Here is a 17,578-nt window from a genome sequence, read left to right on the forward strand (position 1 = left end):
CCTAGGCGGTCGTGAGCACGACACAATCGCCCTCGGGTGCGAGGAAGGCGATCGCCGGAGTCCGCCATGTCCGTCGCGGACCACCACAGCCGCCCACGGACGATCCACGACGAACCCGGACGAACCTGGACGGCTACGACGTCTTCGACCCTTCGGCGTCGTACCGGCTGACCGCTCGGCAAACCACCACCCCCGTACCGGAAGGACGACATGACGGCCTCCTCCGAGGATCCGACGGCGGAGGACGCCACGGCCCGGCCCGATCAGCCCGACGCCGCGTCCCGGCCCCTGCCGCGCCGGTCGAAGGGCCCCTCGGCCATCGCCGCCGCGGCAGCCGCGCTGGGACCCGCCGCCGACTCCGAGTCCGGCGACGTGGCCGACGACGTGACCGATCCCGGGTCCGTGTCCCCGCCGCGCATGTCCGCGGCGGCGGCCGAGTTCGCGGCATTCACCGAACGAACGCCGGGCGGTGGGCAGTTGGGCGGGCGTACCGCCGTCCCCGCCGGGCACGTGACCGGCCGTGGCGTCGTCGGCGCGGAGGCCGTGGACCGTTCCGCATTCCCGTCCCACCCCCACCCTCACCCCGGGCCCCGGCCTCGATCCGCGCGGCGTCGCGGGCTGGTGCTCGCCGTCGCGGCCACCGCCGTCGTCCTGCTGACCGGCTCCCTGCTCCTCATGGGCGGCGGCGACGGCAAGGGAGGCTCGGCGGCCGACACCGGATCGGACGCGGCCCGGGCCGGGGGAGAGCACGACGACGTGACCGACTCGTCCGATGCGGCCTCGCCGTCGGGTGAATCCTCGGCCCTCGAAGCCGACCCCAGCAAGCGGCCGACCCCGAAGGCCGGTTCGTCGGCATCCGGCAAGGACACCGCTCACGCCAGGGCGACCGCGACGGTTGACGCCAAGAACGGCGGTGCGCCGTCCGGGAGTTCGACGCCCGCCGCCCAATCCACCGCCGCCGCCAAGGGTGTGCTGATCCGGGGGCACGGTTCCGGCCGCTGCATCGACGTGTCCGGCGGCAACCCGGTGGACAACACCCGCCTCCAGATCTGGGACTGCACGGGCGCCGCCCGGCAGCAGTGGCGATTCGGGTCGGACGGAACGGTCCGCGCCCTGGGCAAGTGCATGGACGTCGACGGCGGTTCGCGCACGGACGGCGCCTGGATCAAACTCGTCACCTGCAACGGCACCGGAGCCCAGCGCTTCCGGCTCAACGCGGCCCACGACCTGGTCAACCTCCAGGCCGACAAATGCGTCGACGTCACCGACGCGGGCACCGGCAACGGCGCGGAACTCCAGCTGTGGAGCTGCACCGGCGGCGACAACCAGAAGTGGAGCGCCGGCTGACGAGTCGAAGGCGCCGGGCCGCGGACGAAGCACTGCTGCTTCCGCGGCGGCCGGCTACTCGGGGAGCAGGTGGGTCCGGCGTTCGTGCGGGGTGAGGGTGCGGAAGATGCGGTCCCTGGCGGTCGCCAGGAGGGCCGCTAGGTCTCCCTCGGCGGCCCAGACGCGGACGGTCCCGTCCTCGGAGGCGGTGGCCACCCGGCGGCCGTCCGGGAACCAGGCCAGCCGCTGGACCCGGTCCCGGTGGATGCCGATCACCCGGTGCTCCTGACCGGTGCGCGCGTCCCACAGCCGTACCGTGCGGTCGTCGGAGGCGGTGGCCAGCAGCCGTCCGTCGGGGGCGTAGGCGACGGCGCGGATGCGTGCCTCGTGGCCGCGCAACACGGCGACCTGGTCTCCGGTGGCCACGTCCCACAGCCGTACCGTCAGATCGGCCGAGCTGGTCGCCAGCCGTGCTCCGTCCGGGGCGAACGCGACCGCGTCGACCCAGCTCTGATGCCCGACCAGCCGGTGCAGCAGCCGTGCCGAGGCGACGTCCCACAGCTGCGCCGTGTGGTCGTCGGAGCCGCTCGCCAGCAGATCGGCGCGGGGTGACCAGGCCACGGCGCAGACCCACTGGGAGTGGTCCCCGTACCGGCCGAGGACCTCCCACGTCCCGGCGTCGAGCACGGTGACCCGCTGGTCCCGGCCGGCCAGGGCCAGTCGTGCGCCGTCCGGTGACCAGGCCAGTGCCTCGACGGTCTCCTCGGTGGCGAAGACGCTTTCCGTCCCCGCCCCCACCCCCGCCCAGGTGCCGGTGGCGGCGGGTCTCCAGATCCGTACCGTGCCGTCGTCCGCGCAGCTCACCAGCGCATCACCGTGCGGGTGCCAGCGCAGGTCGGTGACCACGGTGCCGTGTCCGGGAAGGGCGGCCACCGGCCTGCCGTCGTGCGCGCTCCAGAGCCGCACCACACCGTCGGCGGCCCCGGAGGCGATCAACTCCCCGTCCGGACTCAGGTCCAGGCCGCTGACCAGGCCCGGATGCCGGTCCGTGGCGTACAGCTCCGCGCCGGGGACGTCGACCGACCAGATCCGGGTGGCGCCGTCCTCCGCCCCGGCCGCCAGCTGCTCTCCGCTCGGCGACCAGGCCACTGCCTCGACCCGGGTGGCGTGACCGCGGAGCCGCGCCCGCACATCGCCGTGGTCGAGCATCCGGATCCTGACCTCGGGCCCGCGTGAGGACAGCGCGAAGCTGTCGCCGGTCGGCGCGCAGCGCAGGCTGACGATCAGTTCGCTGCGCTCGGGGAAGACGCGCCGCACCTGGCCGGTGGCCGCGTCGATCACCTTGATCCGCTGCTCGCCGGAGACCAGGAAGGCCCCGTCCGTGGTCCAGCCGAACTGCGTGGCATGGCCCGAGGGCCGGTCGCCGACCCGCTGTGGCCGCCAGTTCTCCCGCAGCCACAGGATGTAACTGCGGTCGTAGGCGGCGGAGAGCAGCCGGGTGCCGTCCGGGGACCAGGCCAGCTGGTAGATCTCGTCGCCGTGCCCGGCCGGTTCGGCGACCTGCGCCCACCCGGCGGTGGCGAAGACCCGGATGCGCCGGTCCCGGGAACAGGTCGCCAGCAGCTCGCCGTCGGGGGAGAAGGCGACGTCGCGCACTGTGTCGGTGGCCGTGTCGAGCACGGCGACGGTCCGGCCGGTGGCAGGGTCCCAGACCCTGGCCGTACGGTCCCGTGAACCGGTGGCCAGCAGCCGCGCGTCCGGCGACCAGTGCACCGCGACGATGCCGTCGCCGTGCCCTTCCAGGACCCTGCCCGCCGCTCCGGTGGCCGTGTCCCACAGCCGTACGGTGCCGTCGAGCGAACCGGTCGCCAGCCAGGCACCGTCCGGCGACCAGGACATCGCGCGCACCCCGGCCCGGTGACCGGCCAGCACAGCCCGGGTGTGGTTGTGGGCCAGCGCGGTCATCAGCGCGCGCACCGCCGTCGAGGTGGGCGGGCACTCGGTGAGGACGGTCGCGGCCAGCAGGGTGCCGAGCTCGGGTTCGCGTTCGGCGTTGGCCAGGACGTACTGGCCGATCGACTCCGAGACCCGCAGCAGGAAGTCCCGGTCCTTGCTGCGCGAGGCCACGACCAGTTCCCGCACGGCCACCGTGGCGCCGTCCGCGGTCTCCAGACCGGCCAGCCAGCGCCCGGCCACCGCCAGCCGCTCCCCGGTGAGCAGATAGTCGGGGCTGCGTCCGGACGCCTGCCAGTCCGCGGCCCAGCGTTCCAACTCGCTGCGGCTCTTGAGCAGTTCGGCCCGGACCGTCACCTGCTGCTGCAACGGCGGCCACTGCCGGAACAGCGCCTCGTGCGCGACCTGCACCGCGGGCACGTCGTCGACCCTGGTCACCACCAGCAGCCGGGCCGCGTCGAAGGGCCGTAGGATCTCCCGCTCGGTGGGCGAGAGTTCGGCTGTCGGGACCCGGCGTTTGACCGGTTCGCCCGCCTCCATGCCCACCAGCAGGAGCAGCGCGGTCAGGACCGTGTCCGCGCCGTGCTCGTCGACGACCGTGGCGAAGACCTCGTCGGCCTGACGGGCGAGGGCGCCGGTGACGCCGCCGAGCGCCAGGTAGCTCTCCTTGGTGGCGATCTTGGAGTCGCCGACCGAGAGATAGAGCTCCCGCAGCAGATAGGCGAGGAGCGGCAGCGCGTCGGCGGTGCCGGTGTCCTCCACGATCCGCGCGACCAGCCCCGGTTCGAACGCGCCGCCGGACAGCCGGGCGGGCTGCTCCACGGCGGCCACCAACTCGGCGGTGCTCATCGTGCCGAGCGCGGTGGGCGCGGTGAACAGTTCCTGCTGCGCCGAGGCGAGGAACTCCGGCAGGAACTCCACCCGCAGCGTCGCCATCACCCACAGTCTGCGGTCCTCGCGCAGCGCCTCGGCCAGCCCGGCGAGGAAGCGCTCGCGCCGCTCCGGCGGCGAGGCGGTCACCAGTTCCTCCAACTGGTCTACGACCAGCAGGGTGCGCCCGGCTCTGACCGCGGACGCGCCGCGGGGCCTGGCCGCGAGCGCCTCCTCCAGATGCCGCAGGGGGTCCGTGCCGGGCACGATCACCGGCAGGGGGCGCCACCGGGACTCCAGCAGCCGGGGCAGCACACCCGCGTGCACCAGCGAACTCTTGCCGCTGCCCGAGGTGCCGGTCAGACAGACGAACCGTTCCGCCGGCCGCTGCGCGGACAGGTGCAGCCGCCGGATGATCCCGGCGATCTCGTCCTCCCGGCCGAAGAACACCGCCGCGTCGGCACGGTCGAAGGCGGCCAGTCCCGGGTAGGGGGTGCGGTCGCTGTCCCAGGCGGGTCGCGGAGCGGCGGGGTTGGAGCGCTTCTGGACGAGCACCTGCCCGCCGATCACCACGCAGATCAGGACCACGACCGCCGCCGGCGCGACCCGGCCGATCAGCCTGGCCACCGGCGACTGCACCGCGTTCGCGGCGAAGTTGGCCAGAACCTCCAGCAGCGTCGCCGAGACCAGCACGACAACTTGCACAGGAAGCAACGAACGCTGCCGCATGAATCCCCCAAATACCCTTTGTCAACAGCATCCTGACACTTCACCAGGTGTCATGTCAGGAGCACGTCGGTCCGGGGATTCTCGGGGGCGTGGACTCCTTTTGTTGAGTCGGCGATGGCCTGTTGATCCGGCCTGTGGCGTCTCGGCCCTGTCCGTTCCGGAGGTGTTCCGGAACGGACAGGCAAACGTGTTGCTCTAGAAGAAGCCCAGCTTCTTCGGCGAGTACGAGACCAGGAGGTTCTTCGTCTGCTGGTAGTGCTCCAGCATCATCTTGTGGTTCTCACGGCCGATGCCCGACTGCTTGTAGCCGCCGAACGCCGCGTGCGCGGGGTACGCGTGGTAGCAGTTGGTCCACACCCGGCCCGCCTGGATCGCCCGGCCCGCGCGGTACGCCGTGTTGATGTCCCGGGTCCACACGCCGGCGCCGAGACCGTACAGCGTGTCGTTCGCGACCTTGATCGCGTCGTCGAAGTCGTCGAACGACGTCACCGAGACCACCGGGCCGAAGATCTCCTCCTGGAAGATCCGCATCCGGTTGTCACCCTCGAAGATGGTCGGCTGGACGTAGTAGCCGCCCTTCAACTCGCCGTCGTAGTCGAGGCGTTCGCCGCCCGTGAGGATCTTCGCGCCCTCCTGCCGACCGATGTCGAGGTAGGAGAGGATCTTCTCCAACTGGTCGTTGGACGCCTGGGCGCCGATCATCGTGTCGGTGTCGAGCGGGTGCCCCGGCTTGATCAACTCCGTGCGGGCGACGGCCGCTTGGAGGAAGTCGGAGTAGTGACCGCGCTGGACGAGCGCCCGCGACGGACAGGTGCACACCTCGCCCTGGTTGAGCGCGAACATCGTGAAGCCTTCGAGCGCCTTGTCGAGGAAGTCGTCGCGCGCCGACGACACGTCGTCGAAGAAGATGTTCGGCGACTTGCCGCCCAGCTCCAGCGTGACCGGCTTGATGTTCTCGGAGGCGTACTGCATGATCAGCCGCCCTGTCGTGGTCTCGCCGGTGAACGCGACCTTCGCCACGCGCGGGCTGGACGCGAGCGGCTTGCCCGCCTCGACCCCGAAGCCGTTGACGATGTTCACCACGCCCGGCGGCAGCAGGTCCGCGATCAGGCTCATCCAGTAGTGGATGGACGCCGGCGTCTGCTCGGCCGGCTTGATGACGACCGCGTTGCCCGCCGCCAGCGCCGGGGCCAGCTTCCAAGTCGCCATCAGGATGGGGAAGTTCCACGGGATGATCTGCGCCACGACCCCGAGCGGCTCGTGGAAGTGGTACGCCACCGTGTCGTCGTCGACCTCGCCCAGCGAACCCTCCTGCGCCCGGATCGCCCCCGCGAAGTAGCGGAAGTGGTCGATGGCGAGCGGGATGTCGGCGGCGAGGGTCTCACGGATCGGCTTGCCGTTCTCCCAGCTCTCCGCGACCGCGAGGGGCTCCAGGTTGGCCTCCATCCGGTCGGCGATCTTGAGCAGGATGTCGGACCGCTCGGTCACCGACGTACGGCCCCAGGCCGGCGCGGCGGCGTGCGCCGCGTCCAGCGCCCGTTCCACGTCCTCGGCGGTGCCGCGCGCGATCTCCGTGAACGGCTGCCCGTTCACCGGGGACGGGTTCTCGAAGTACTGCCCGCGAGCCGGCGGCACGTACTCGCCGCCGATGAAGTGGTCGTAGCGCGCCTGGTAGGAGACGATCGCGCCCTCGGTGCCGGGTGCCGTGTAACGGGTCATGCTGGTGTGCCTCCCGGAGCAGCGCTGCCCGCCGTTGGGCAGCTCTCGGCGCGAGGCTAGGGAGCGGGACGTTGCATGTACGTTGCGGCGTCTCGCTCGCGGTACATCAGCGGAGCTACGTCAAGCAGGGCTACGTCAAGCAGAGCTACGTCGGCCGAGGCGCGTCGGCCGAGGCGCGTCGGTCGGGGTGCGTCAGCCGCGTTACGTCAGCGGCCTGTCCCTCGGGACCAGGGCCCCGGTGCCGCCAGCTCCGACTCCAGGGCGGTGAGCCGGGAGCGTACCGGCGCCGTCGGACGTATCGCCGCGAGCGCCCGCCACACGTCGAGGTCGTCCTCGCCCCATGGCGCGTGCGCCCAGTCCGCCAGCAGGTCGGGGTCGCGGCGGGCGATCAACGCCGTACGCAGGCCGTCCGCCAGGCGTGCCCTGAGCCGAACCACCGCCGGAGCCTGCGAACCCGGCAGCAACGGGCCCGTGTACGCCGTCGCCGCCCCCGTGACCGCGCCTCCTTCCAGCCGCCGTTCGACGATCGCCACGTCGGACTCGACCGGCAGTATGAGCCGGTACGGACGCGAGGCGAGCAGGCCGGGGCCCAACAGCCGCCGCAACCGGGCGAGTTCGGCCCGGAGCGTGACCGGTGGCACCGACTCGTCCTCGTACAGCGCGCACAACAACTCGTCGCCGGTCAGCCCCTCGGGATGCCGGGCCAGCAGCACCATGATCTCGCTGTGCCGACGGCTCAGCCTCATCTTGCGTCCGTCGACGCACAGTTGAGCCTCGTCCCGGCCGAGCGCGGACAACTCGGGTCCGTCGACGCTCTTCTGCTCCGGGGCGAGCAGCGCCAACTGGGACTCGGCGGCGCGCGCCACGGCCTGGACGAAGCCCAGGCTGTGCGGGTGCGCCAGCCCGTTCCCGCCGGTGATGTCGACGGCGCCGAGCACCCGCCCGGTGCGCGGATCGTGCACCGGGGCCGCCGCGCATGTCCACGGCTGCACCCGCCGGATGAAGTGCTCGGCCGCGAACACCTGCACCGGTCGGTCCACGGCGACGGCCGTACCCGGCGCGTTCGTCCCGACCGCGCTCTCCGCCCAGCGCGCGCCCGGCACGAAGTTCATCCGGCCGGCCTTCCGCCGGGTCGCCGGATGCCCCTCGACCCACAACAGCCTGCCCTGCGCGTCGCACACCGCGAGCAGATGCTCGCCGTCCGCCGCGAACGTGCCCATCAGCTCCCGGATCAGCGGCATCACCCGGGCCAACGGATGCTGCGCGCGATAGACGCCCAGGTCGCCGTCCGTGAGTTCGACGTTCGCCGTGCCCTCGGGACCGACGCCGGCACGGGCCGATCGCCGCCAGGAATCCGCCACCACCGAGCGCACCGGCGACGGCACCGTGCCCGCCACGGCGAACGTCTCGTGCGCCCGCCGCAGCACCCGTACCCGTTCGGCAGGGTCGGCCCCCGGCTCCAGGGCCACCCATGGATCGGTCAACTCGGCCTCCCAGGAAGGCGATACAACGTCCCGAGTACCGCGATACCGCAGTGACACGCCCGCGATACGGCGGGGAAACGCCTGCGGACATCGTCACTCCGGGGAAGGGTCCGGACAACCGTTTCGACCGGGACGGTCCGAACGCGGTCCGTCCCGGTCGGATCAGGCCGAGGCGACCAGTCTTATATAGCGAGTCCAGTCCCAGTTCGGCCCCGGATCCGTGTGGTCGGTGCCCGGCACCTCGTAGTGCCCGATGATGTGGGACCGGTCCCTGGGGAGCCCGTACTTCGCGCAGATGGCCGCCGTGAGCTTGGCCGACTGCTCGTAGAGGGCGTCGGTGAAGTACGCGGGCTGGTCCACCCAGCCCTCGTGCTCGATGCCGACGCTGCGGGTGTTGTAGTCCCAGTTCCCCGCGTGCCAGGCGATGTCGGCCTCGCGGACGCACTGCGCCACGTGCCCGTCGGCCGACCGCACCAGGTAGTGCGCGGACACCTTCTTCTTCGGGTTCTGGAAGATGGAGAGTGTCGAGGAGTACGTCTCCTGGGTCACGTGGATGACCACGTAGTCGACGGGATAGGTGCCGGGGCGGTTGGACGCCGTGTAGTTGGAGGAGGTCGCCGGCTGCCATTCGGCCGGCGGGTAGTCGACGGCCTGCTGCTGCGCGTCGGCCTGCGGGGCGGGCAGTAACGCGTAGGGGACGGCGGCGAGGGCGGCGCCCTTCAGGAGCCATCGCCTGCTCGGGAGCGGTGTCGCCCGTTCCATGGTCGGGTCGCCTTTCGGTTCAGTTCCGGAGGGCCGCCGCGGTCGCACGCAACCGCGCGTGCAGCCCTCGGTGAGTCTCGCGCGCGGGCAGCCACTCTTTGCGGATCTTCGCCACGCAGGTGTAGTTGGTGTCGCACACGTTGGCCAACGGCGATTCGACCGCCTGGGTGGCGAATTGATAGGCGTCCAGTTCACTGAACCCGTAGTCCCGCACCAGCCAGCGCACCAGGTCGAGCTGCGAGATACGGAACGCGTCCTCCAACGGGCGTGCCGAACCCGTCGAGATGATGTGCGTGTCCGACTCGATGCGCGGCCAGGGAGTCGCGACGCCCTTCAACAGCTCCACGATGACCACGGTGTTCATCGCGCACTCGACCGCGACACCACAGGTCTCGCCCTCACCCTGCCGGGCATGCCCGTCACCGAGGCTGAGGAGCGCACCCTCGACATTGACCCCGAGATAGCAGGTGACTCCGGCCCGCATCTCGGGTGTGTCCATGTTCCCGCCGTGTGCGTCGGGCACCAGCGCCGACCGCACTTCCAGGTTGGCGGGGGCCACGCCCACCGTGCCGTGCATCGGGTCCATGGGCAGCTCGATTTCGATGTCGCTCTCCCGCGCGTGGAACAACGCCGTACGGCGGCTGCGGTCCAACTGCCAGATCCAGACGGTCTCCGGAAGCGGCGGCTGGAGTGTCGCCGTGGTGTGCGTCGACGTGAGCGCGCCGAAGAGCGGGACCGTGGTCGAGGCCGCCCAGTCGCGGGCCGGTTCGATCGACACGAAGTGCACGGCGACCGTGTCGCCCGGCTCCGCGCCCTCCACATGGAAGGGACCGGTCTGCGGGTTGAGGAACGGGAACTCGCACACCTCGGACACCAGGTCCTTCGCGGACCGTACCCGCCCGGCGAAGCAGTCCTCCGTGTAGAGGTCGAGGACCGTACCGGGCGCGATGCGCGCCACGGGCGCGGCACCGCCGAACGTCCAGGCGTACTCGCCCGGTTCGGGCCGCACCGTGAGGATCCGGGGGTCGTTCATGGCTGCACTGCTCCGTTCTGGGAGGGACCGCTGGAGAGGGGTTCGTCGAGATGGACACGGGCGGTCTCGGCTATTCGCCCGGGGTGACGCCGTAGCAGGACCAGGAGCACCACGACCCCTGCCGCCATCCAGACGCCGACGACCGGTCCGGCGTACGAGACGGGCGCGGTCAGCTCGGTGACGAAGTCGAAGACCGGGAGGCCTGCCGCGGTGAGCAGGGCCGGGACGAACGCCACGATCCCGAGGAGGGGAACCAGCAGGTGCCGTACTGGTTTGAGCAACTCGCGTCTGCGGCGCAGGAAGTAGCCCGCGCAGGCCAGGTTCACGACGATGTAGACACCGATGACGACCGTGACGATGACCGTGGCCAGCAGGAGGAACGCGGTCACCGGGTCGTAGCCGAGGCCGAGGCCCAGTACGGCGCTCACCGCGACGGCGGTCTGCACGGCGATGCCGGCGACGGGGGAGCGGTGGCGTGGGTGCAGTACGGCCAGCAGGCGGGGGAGTACCCGGATGCGGGCCAGGGCGAAGGCGGTGCGGGTCGAGACGGTGGCGCACGCGTTGGCGTTGGCGATGGTCGAGTTGACCACGGCCAGGAACACCAGCACCCAGAACAGCCCGAACGACGCGCGTGCCACCCCTTCCCAGGACGCCGCGCCGGAGGCGCCGAATCCGGCGAAGCGGTCCGGGCCGAAGTACACGGTCATGGCGTAGGTCGTCAGTACGTAGAACAGGCCGATACCCAGGGCCGCGCCGAGCACCGCGCGGTGCATCGTCCGGCGCGGGTCCCTGGTCTCCTCGGCGAGCGGTGCCGCGGCCTCGAATCCGGCGAACGCGAGCACCGTGTAGACCGAGCCGGCGAAGACCCCGCCGAGCCCCGAGTAACCCTGGGCCGTATGCGAAGTACCGAACACCGAAAGGGTGTTGGCGCTACCGGCCTCGCCGATCAGCCAGACGGCGAAGACCACGAAGACGAGGATCTCGAAGACCCCGAGAACCGTGCCGAAGCGGGCCGAGGCACGAGCACCGAACCAGCCCGCCACGGCGATGATCGCGGCGCCCGCGAGCGCCCACGGCCACCACAGGCTCTCCGGGTACGAGGACCACTCCTGGTGCAGGGTGCCCGCCGTGGTGAAGCCGAGTTGGAGAAGCAGCAGCGGCGGGACCAGCGCCTCCACGAACACGTAGCCCCAGCCGACCAGGAAGCCGACGGCCGGATGCAGTCCCTGCGCCGCGTACGTGGCGACCGAGCCGGCGGCGGGCAGTTCGCGGGCCAGCTCCGCCACGCAGGACGCGGTGAACAGGCAGGCCACCAAAGCGATCAGTACCGACAGCGGCAGACTGCCGCCCGCGAAGGCCGCGCCCGAGGGAATCGACGCGGCGACCGCGGCGGCCGGCGCCATCGCCGTGACGCTCTGGAAAAGGACCTCGCGCAGCCCGACGGCATCCCGTCGCAGTCCCTGAACCGTCTCCCCCGACACGTGAATCCCCCCTGTCCGCCCTCACCTGTCCGCCGTTCTCACATCACGACGGCTGCGCCTCGCGTGAATCACGGTACGGCGCTTGCGGGTTGGGCAGTAGGGCGTCGCGTGCTTCCGTGGACGGCGGCGGAGTTGTGGAAAACTCGGCCACCCGGACGAGTGAAGTCGGTGGTGTTTCAAGCCTGTTCGGCCACGATGTCCACAGCTCGCCGAGCCGGCTCAGCTCTTTCGGCTACCGCCGCCGGGTCGTCGAGCACGGCCCGCACCACCGAGTGCGCGGCCCCCAGCAGCGGCCCCTCGGGCCCCAGCCGCGACACCGACACCGGACAGGCCGGCCCCGCCGTACGGCGCGCCAACTCCGCCTCCAGCGACGGCAGCAGCCAGGGCGCGAGCCCGGACAGGGCACCGCCCAGCACCACCAGTTGCGGATCGAGCAGATTGACCGCGCCGGTCAGCGCGATGCCCAGCGCCGTACCGGCGTCGTGCAGGGCGCGCCGTACCGCCTCGTCGCCGTCCGCGGCGCGGGTGGCCAGCAGACCGACCCGGTCCGCACCGGGTTCAAGGCCGGCGGCGCGCAGCACGGCCTCCTCGCCCGCGTACTGTTCGAGACACCCGCGCCCGCCGCACGCGCACGGCGGTCCGTCCGGTCGCACCGGAACATGCCCCAACTCGCCCGCGAATCCGCGGGTTCCGCGCAGCAGCCCGCCGTCCACGACGACCGCCGCGCCGATACCGATCTCGGCCGACACATGCAGGAAGTCGCGGGGCGTGGTCTCGCCCAGCCAGAGTTCGGCGAGTCCGCCGAAGTTGGCCTCGTTGTCCACGGTGGGCGGGAGTTCGGAGGGCAGCAGGTCGCCGAGATCCGTGTCGTGCCAGTCGAGGTTCGGGGCGCGGACGACCGTACGGCCGTCGCGGGCCACCAGGCCGGGCACGGCGACCGCGAGCCCGGCCGGCCACAGGCCCTCCGCGTCCGCTTCGGCCACGACCTGCCGTACCAGCGCGGTGAGTTCGGCGAGGACCGGCTCGGGGGAACGGCCGCGGTTCACTCCGTGCCGTACCGCCCGGGCCCGTATCTCGCCGCGCAGGTCGACCGCGCAGACGGCGAGATGGTCGACCCCGACCTCCGCGCCGATCCCGGCCGGACCGCGTCCGCTGACCGCGAGCGCCGATCCGGGGCGGCCCACCCGGCCGGGCCGCTCGGGGCCCAGTTCTTCGAGGAGGCCCGACCGGATCAACTCGTCGACCAGCGTCGACACCGCCGCGCGGGTCAGCCCGATGCGCGAGGCGACGGCCGCACGGGAGAGGGGACCCTCGGCGCTCACCGTGTGCATCACCCGGGCGAGGTTGCGGCGGCGCATGCCCTGCTGGGTGTCGGGCAGGGCACGCCCGGGCCCGGCGGGGTGCGCTTCGTGCGGCGGTGCGGTCATGCCTCCCTCAGCCCTCGGTCGGTGTGGGTCCGTCTCCCCGGGGATGTGTCAACGGCCGTCCGTGCCCCTTTCGAACAGCGGAGCCGCGTCGGAGAGTACCCCGGAGATCCTGGCGAACGTCGCCTCGTCCCGTTCCACGGCGTCCAGCACCGGCCCGGCGGCCGTGTTCCAGCGGCGGGCCACCGCGGCCGGGTCCTCACCGGTCAGCAGGCCCGCGGCCTGCGCGGCGGCGCCGAGCGCGACCAGCTCCTTCGCCTCGGGCACCTGGACGGGACGCCCCGACAGCCGCCGTACCGTCTCCTGCCAGGCCGTGCCCCGCGCGCCGCCGCCGATCAGCAGCAGCGGTGTGCTGCGGTCCGCGTCCTCGTCGAGGACCAGGTCGAGCGCGCCCAGCAGCGCGTGCACGGCACCGTCGTAGGCGGCTTGGAGGAGCTGGCCACCGGTGGTGTCGTGGCGCAGGCCGTGCAGGAGGCCCGAGGCGTTGGGGAGGTTCGGGGTGCGCTCGCCGTCCAGGTACGGGAGCAGCGTGACCGAGGTGCCGGGCTCCACCGCTTCCCGGTCCAGGCCCAGCAGGGCCGCGATCCGGTCCACGGCGAGGGTGCAGTTCAGGGTGCAGGCCAGGGGCAGCCAGTCGCCGTGCGCGTCGGCGAAGCCCGCGACCGTGCCGGACGGGTCGGCGGGGCGGTGCTTCGACACCGCGTACACCGTGCCCGACGTCCCGAGGCTGAGCACGGGCGCGCCGGGGCGCAGCCCCAGGCCGAGCGCGGCGGCGGCGTTGTCGCCGGTTCCGGGGGCGACGAGTGTGCCCTTGGAGAACGGCAGGTCGTGACCGTCGCGCACCGTGCCCGCCACCTCGCCCGGCCGCACCACCCGGGGGAGCAGTGCCGGGTCGAGCCCGACGTGCTGGAGGATCTCCTCGTCGTACGCCTCGGTGGCCGAGGCCCACCAGCCCGTGCCGGAGGCGTCGCCCCGGTCGGTGGTGCCCTGGCCCGTGAGCCGTTCCGTGAGGTAGTCGTGGGGGAGCCGGACGGCCGCCGTGGCGCGCACCGACTCCGGCTCGTGCTCGGCGAGCCAGGCCCACTTGGTGACCGTGAAGGACGCCCCGGGCACGCTGCCGGTGCGCTCCGCCCAGGCCTTCGGACCGCCCAGTTCCTCGATGAGGCGGGTGGCCTGCGGCGCCGACCGCACGTCGTTCCAGAGCATGGCCGGGCGCACCGGCTCACCCTGGGCGTCGAGGGTGACCAGGCCGTGCTGCTGGCCGCCGATCGACACGGCCGCCGCTTCACGGGCCGCGTCCCCGCACTGGCGCAGCGCCTCGCACAGGGCGTCCCACCACTGCCGGGGGTCGCTCTCCCGGCCCGGCCCCGAGGAGACGGTGTGCGGCGCCTGGCCACTCGCGACGATCTGGCCGGTGGACACGTCGACGACCAGTGCCTTGGTGGACTGGGTGGACGAATCCACGCCGACGACGAGCGGACCCTCGGCTGCTGACATCGGGTTTCTCCCTTGTGTGCGGCATGTGTCTCCGCCCGGAGACACATTGTCCCTTCCCAGAGACGCTCCGGCATACTAATTTGTAAACCGCCATGACGAAATAGTCGGAGCGAAGCAACAAGGAGCCGCGTCATGAACTACCAGCCCACCCCCGAGGACAGGTTCACCTTCGGCCTGTGGACCGTCGGCTGGCAGGGAAGGGACCCGTTCGGCGACGCCACCCGCCGCGCCCTCGACCCGGTCGAGACCGTGCAGCGTCTGTCCGAGCTCGGCGCCCACGGTGTGACCTTCCACGACGACGACCTGATCCCCTTCGGGTCCTCGGACACCGAGCGCGAGTCGCACATCAAGCGCTTCCGCGAGGCCCTCGACGCGACCGGCATGAAGGTGCCGATGGCGACCACCAACCTCTTCACGCACCCCGTCTTCAAGGACGGCGCGTTCACCGCGAACGACCGCGACGTACGCCGCTACGCCCTCCGCAAGACGATCCGCAACATCGACCTCGCCGCCGAGCTCGGCGCCGAGACCTACGTCGCCTGGGGCGGCCGTGAGGGCGCCGAGTCCGGCGCCGCCAAGGACGTACGCGTCGCGCTCGACCGCATGAAGGAGGCCTTCGACCTCCTCGGCGAGTACGTCACCGAACAGGGCTACAACCTGAAGTTCGCCATCGAGCCCAAGCCGAACGAGCCCCGCGGCGACATCCTGCTTCCCACCGTCGGCCACGCCCTGGCGTTCATCGAGCGCCTGGAGCGCCCGGAGCTCTACGGCGTCAACCCCGAGGTCGGCCACGAGCAGATGGCCGGGCTCAACTTCCCGCACGGCATCGCCCAGGCCCTGTGGGCGGGCAAGCTCTTCCACATCGACCTCAACGGCCAGTCCGGCATCAAGTACGACCAGGACCTGCGCTTCGGAGGCGGCGACCTGCGTGCCGCGTTCTGGCTGGTCGACCTCCTGGAGAGCGCCGGTTACGCCGGCCCCAAGCACTTCGACTTCAAGCCGCCGCGCACCGAGGACCTCGACGGCGTCTGGGCGTCGGCGGCCGGCTGCATGCGCAACTACCTGATCCTGAAGGAGCGTTCGGCCGCCTTCCGCGCCGACCCGGTGGTCCAGGAGGCGCTGCGCGCCTCGCGTCTGGACGAGCTGGCGCAGCAGACCGCGGCGGACGGCCTCAAGGCGCTGCTCGCGGACCGCTCGGCGTTCGAGGACTTCGACGTGGAGGCCGCCGCCCAGCGCGGGATGGCCTTCGAGCAGCTCGACCAGCTCGCCATGGACCACCTCCTGGGAGCCCGCGGCTGACGGCACGCACGCGTGCGTGCCTCACGAGCCCGCCGGTTCTCGTGAGTTCGCCCTCGGTCGCCATGAAGGCCGCTCGGTGACCCCGTTCAATGACCGACCCCCGCGCGGAATGCTCCGGAATCATGCGATCCATGGCATGGGTCCGTATCAAGCACCGCGCGGGGGTCGCGTCATGGCCGGTACGAGACGACTCTGGACGGTATGGCCATGCCGCCCGTACCGCCTCGACCGCCCGGGCCACCGGACGCCACCCCGCCTCAAGGAGGCGGCTTCGGACCACCGCCCGGAGACTTCGGGCACGGATCCGGAGGGGGCTACGGGGACTACGGGCCGCCGCCCCGCAGACGCCCCCGACCACTGTTCGTCCTGCTCACCGTCATCGTGGCGGCCGGAGCCGTCGTCGCCGTCGCGCTGATGGTCCTCGGGGGACACGACTCACCGGACAAGAAGCAGCCGACGGAGAGCAGTTCGAGCAAGAGCACGTCCCCGGGCCTCCCGACGACACTCCCCACCAGCCTGCCGACCAGGCTCCCGACCGCGCTGCCCTCGAAGCTCCCCTCGGAACTGCCGAGTGGGATCCCGAGCGAGATCCCGAGCGGCCTCCAGTCGCTGCTCCCGTCCCTGCTCGGCTAGTTGCCGCGGGGCCGACGCGTCCTGGACGCGGTGAGTGAGCTTCAGGCACACCGGGGTCGTCGCCGGACTGGCTCGCCAAGGGTGTCGTCAACCCCCCTATGAGGACCCGGGTGACCCCCGTACGGACACGGGGGGTCCCGTCATGGTCGCGACCGGTCACCGGTTCGTACGTTTTCTCAGGTCACCCGTTGCCTGAGAGAGCCGGAGACCGGACATGTCCCAGACCACCGCAGTCGTCGGCGCGCACGATCCTGGGAGCGCCGCGACAGCGTCCCCGGGAAGCGAGTTCGCGCCCCTCCTGCGCACGGTCAGGAGCCGAGGCTTACTGGAGCGGCGGCGCGCCTGGTACGCGCTGTGCGTGTCCGCCAACGCCCTCGCGCTGGCCGGCATCGTGACCGGCATCGTCCTGATCGGCGACTCCTGGACGGCCCTGCTCCTGGCCCCGCTGCTCGCCGTGTTCGGTGCCCGTACGGCCTTCATAGGCCACGACGCGGGCCACTCCCAGATCGCCGGAGGCAAGGCCGCCAACCGCCTCATCGGACTGATCCACGGCAACCTGTTGCTGGGAATGAGCTACTCCTGGTGGAACGACAAGCACAACCGCCACCACGCCAACCCCAACCACATCGACAAGGATCCGGACGTCGTCGCCGACATCCTCGTGTTCACCGGCGAGCAGGCCAAGGACCGTTCCGGCTTCCGGCGCTGGCTCACCCGCAACCAGGCATGGCTGTTCTTCCCGCTCACCCTGCTCGAAGGCATCGCCCTCAAGGTGCACGGCTTCCAGGACCTGCGGCGGCAGCCCCGGCGCGAACGGATCGTTGAAGGCGCGCTCTTGGTGGGCCATGTCGCGGCCTACGCCGTGCTGCTGCTCACCGCGATGTCCCCGGGGAAGGCGCTCGCGTTCGCCGCACTGCACCAGGCACTGTTCGGACTGCACCTCGGGCTGGCCTTCGCCCCCAACCACAAGGGCATGGAGATGCCTGACCCGAACGGCGAACGATGGGGCCATCTCCGCCGCCAGGTGCTCACCTCACGGAACATCCGAGGCGGACCCCTGACGGACTGGTTCCTCGGCGGGCTCAATTACCAGGTCGAACACCACCTCTTCCCGAGCATGCCGCGGCCCAATCTGCGGCTCGCCCAGCCGCTCGTGCGCGCCCACTGCGAGGATGTGGGTATCCCCTATGTGGAGACCGGGCTCGTCGACTCCTACCGACAGGCCCTGCGCCACCTCCACGAAGTGGGGGAGCCGCTGAGGCCGGAGTGGACGGAGTGACGGCCCGGCGGTTGACGGCCCGGGGGACGGACAGTCCCGGCGGACCAGTAGGGGAAGCGTCTCAGGGATGTCTCAGGGTCGCGGTCCGG

12 protein-coding genes are annotated in these 17,578 nt (G+C 71.7%); 4 read left to right on the forward strand and 8 right to left on the reverse strand.

Annotated elements, in window-relative coordinates:
• Window positions 1-210: 210 nt before the first annotated feature.
• Complete coding sequence (locus tag ACIQPR_RS08470) at window positions 211-1,347, forward strand: ricin-type beta-trefoil lectin domain protein (RefSeq protein ID WP_403643912.1); 1,137 nt, start codon at window positions 211-213, stop codon at window positions 1,345-1,347.
• A gap of 54 nt (window positions 1,348-1,401) precedes the next feature.
• Here the strand turns inward: ACIQPR_RS08470 and ACIQPR_RS08475 are convergent, their stop codons facing one another.
• The 8 genes from ACIQPR_RS08475 to xylB form a co-directional block, all read right to left on the reverse strand.
• Entirely contained in the window at window positions 1,402-4,854 is a 3,453-nt protein-coding gene (locus ACIQPR_RS08475; protein WP_403643914.1) for an NACHT and WD repeat domain-containing protein, read from the reverse strand.
• A 219-nt stretch (window positions 4,855-5,073) separates the two neighbouring features.
• A complete protein-coding gene (locus ACIQPR_RS08480) occupies window positions 5,074-6,597 on the reverse strand; it encodes an aldehyde dehydrogenase family protein (protein WP_403643916.1) in 1,524 nt (507 codons plus the stop codon).
• 206 nt (window positions 6,598-6,803) lie between these two features.
• Window positions 6,804-8,081 carry a GAF domain-containing protein gene (locus ACIQPR_RS08485; RefSeq protein ID WP_403643918.1) on the reverse strand — a complete coding sequence of 426 codons (1,278 nt, stop codon included), beginning with the start codon at window positions 8,079-8,081 and terminating at the stop codon, window positions 6,804-6,806.
• Window positions 8,082-8,243: 162 nt separating this feature from the next.
• Window positions 8,244-8,843: an N-acetylmuramoyl-L-alanine amidase gene (locus tag ACIQPR_RS08490; protein ID WP_403643921.1), complete on the reverse strand. Its 600-nt coding sequence runs from the start codon at window positions 8,841-8,843 to the stop codon at window positions 8,244-8,246.
• A gap of 19 nt (window positions 8,844-8,862) precedes the next feature.
• Window positions 8,863-9,876: an acetamidase/formamidase family protein gene (locus tag ACIQPR_RS08495; protein ID WP_403643924.1), complete on the reverse strand. Its 1,014-nt coding sequence runs from the start codon at window positions 9,874-9,876 to the stop codon at window positions 8,863-8,865.
• Window positions 9,873-11,357, reverse strand: a complete 1,485-nt coding sequence (locus tag ACIQPR_RS08500; protein WP_403643927.1) for an APC family permease — start codon at window positions 11,355-11,357, stop codon at window positions 9,873-9,875. Before ACIQPR_RS08500 ends, ACIQPR_RS08495 begins: the two co-directional genes overlap by 4 nt.
• A 176-nt stretch (window positions 11,358-11,533) precedes the next feature.
• A complete protein-coding gene (locus ACIQPR_RS08505; RefSeq protein WP_403643930.1) occupies window positions 11,534-12,784 on the reverse strand; it encodes an ROK family protein in 1,251 nt (416 codons plus the stop codon).
• Between the two features lie 48 nt (window positions 12,785-12,832).
• Window positions 12,833-14,278, reverse strand: coding sequence for a xylulokinase (xylB, locus tag ACIQPR_RS08510; RefSeq protein WP_403643933.1), 1,446 nt, complete (start codon window positions 14,276-14,278; stop codon window positions 12,833-12,835).
• Window positions 14,279-14,410: 132 nt separating this feature from the next.
• Between xylB and xylA the strand changes: the two genes are divergently transcribed.
• The 3 genes from xylA to ACIQPR_RS08525 all read left to right on the forward strand — a co-directional run bounded on the left by xylA (window position 14,411) and on the right by ACIQPR_RS08525 (window position 17,489).
• The gene (gene xylA / locus ACIQPR_RS08515) at window positions 14,411-15,577 is read left to right on the forward strand and encodes a xylose isomerase (protein WP_403643936.1); all 1,167 of its coding nucleotides are present in this window, start codon (window positions 14,411-14,413) and stop codon (window positions 15,575-15,577) included.
• Window positions 15,578-15,778: 201 nt separating this feature from the next.
• Complete coding sequence (locus tag ACIQPR_RS08520) at window positions 15,779-16,210, forward strand: hypothetical protein (protein ID WP_403643938.1); 432 nt, start codon at window positions 15,779-15,781, stop codon at window positions 16,208-16,210.
• A gap of 214 nt (window positions 16,211-16,424) precedes the next feature.
• A complete protein-coding gene (locus ACIQPR_RS08525; protein WP_403643940.1) occupies window positions 16,425-17,489 on the forward strand; it encodes a fatty acid desaturase family protein in 1,065 nt (354 codons plus the stop codon).
• The last annotated feature ends 89 nt before the right edge of the window (window positions 17,490-17,578 follow it).

This window comes from Streptomyces sp. NPDC091280 (assembly GCF_044768565.1).
Taxonomy (GTDB): domain Bacteria; phylum Actinomycetota; class Actinomycetes; order Streptomycetales; family Streptomycetaceae; genus Streptomyces.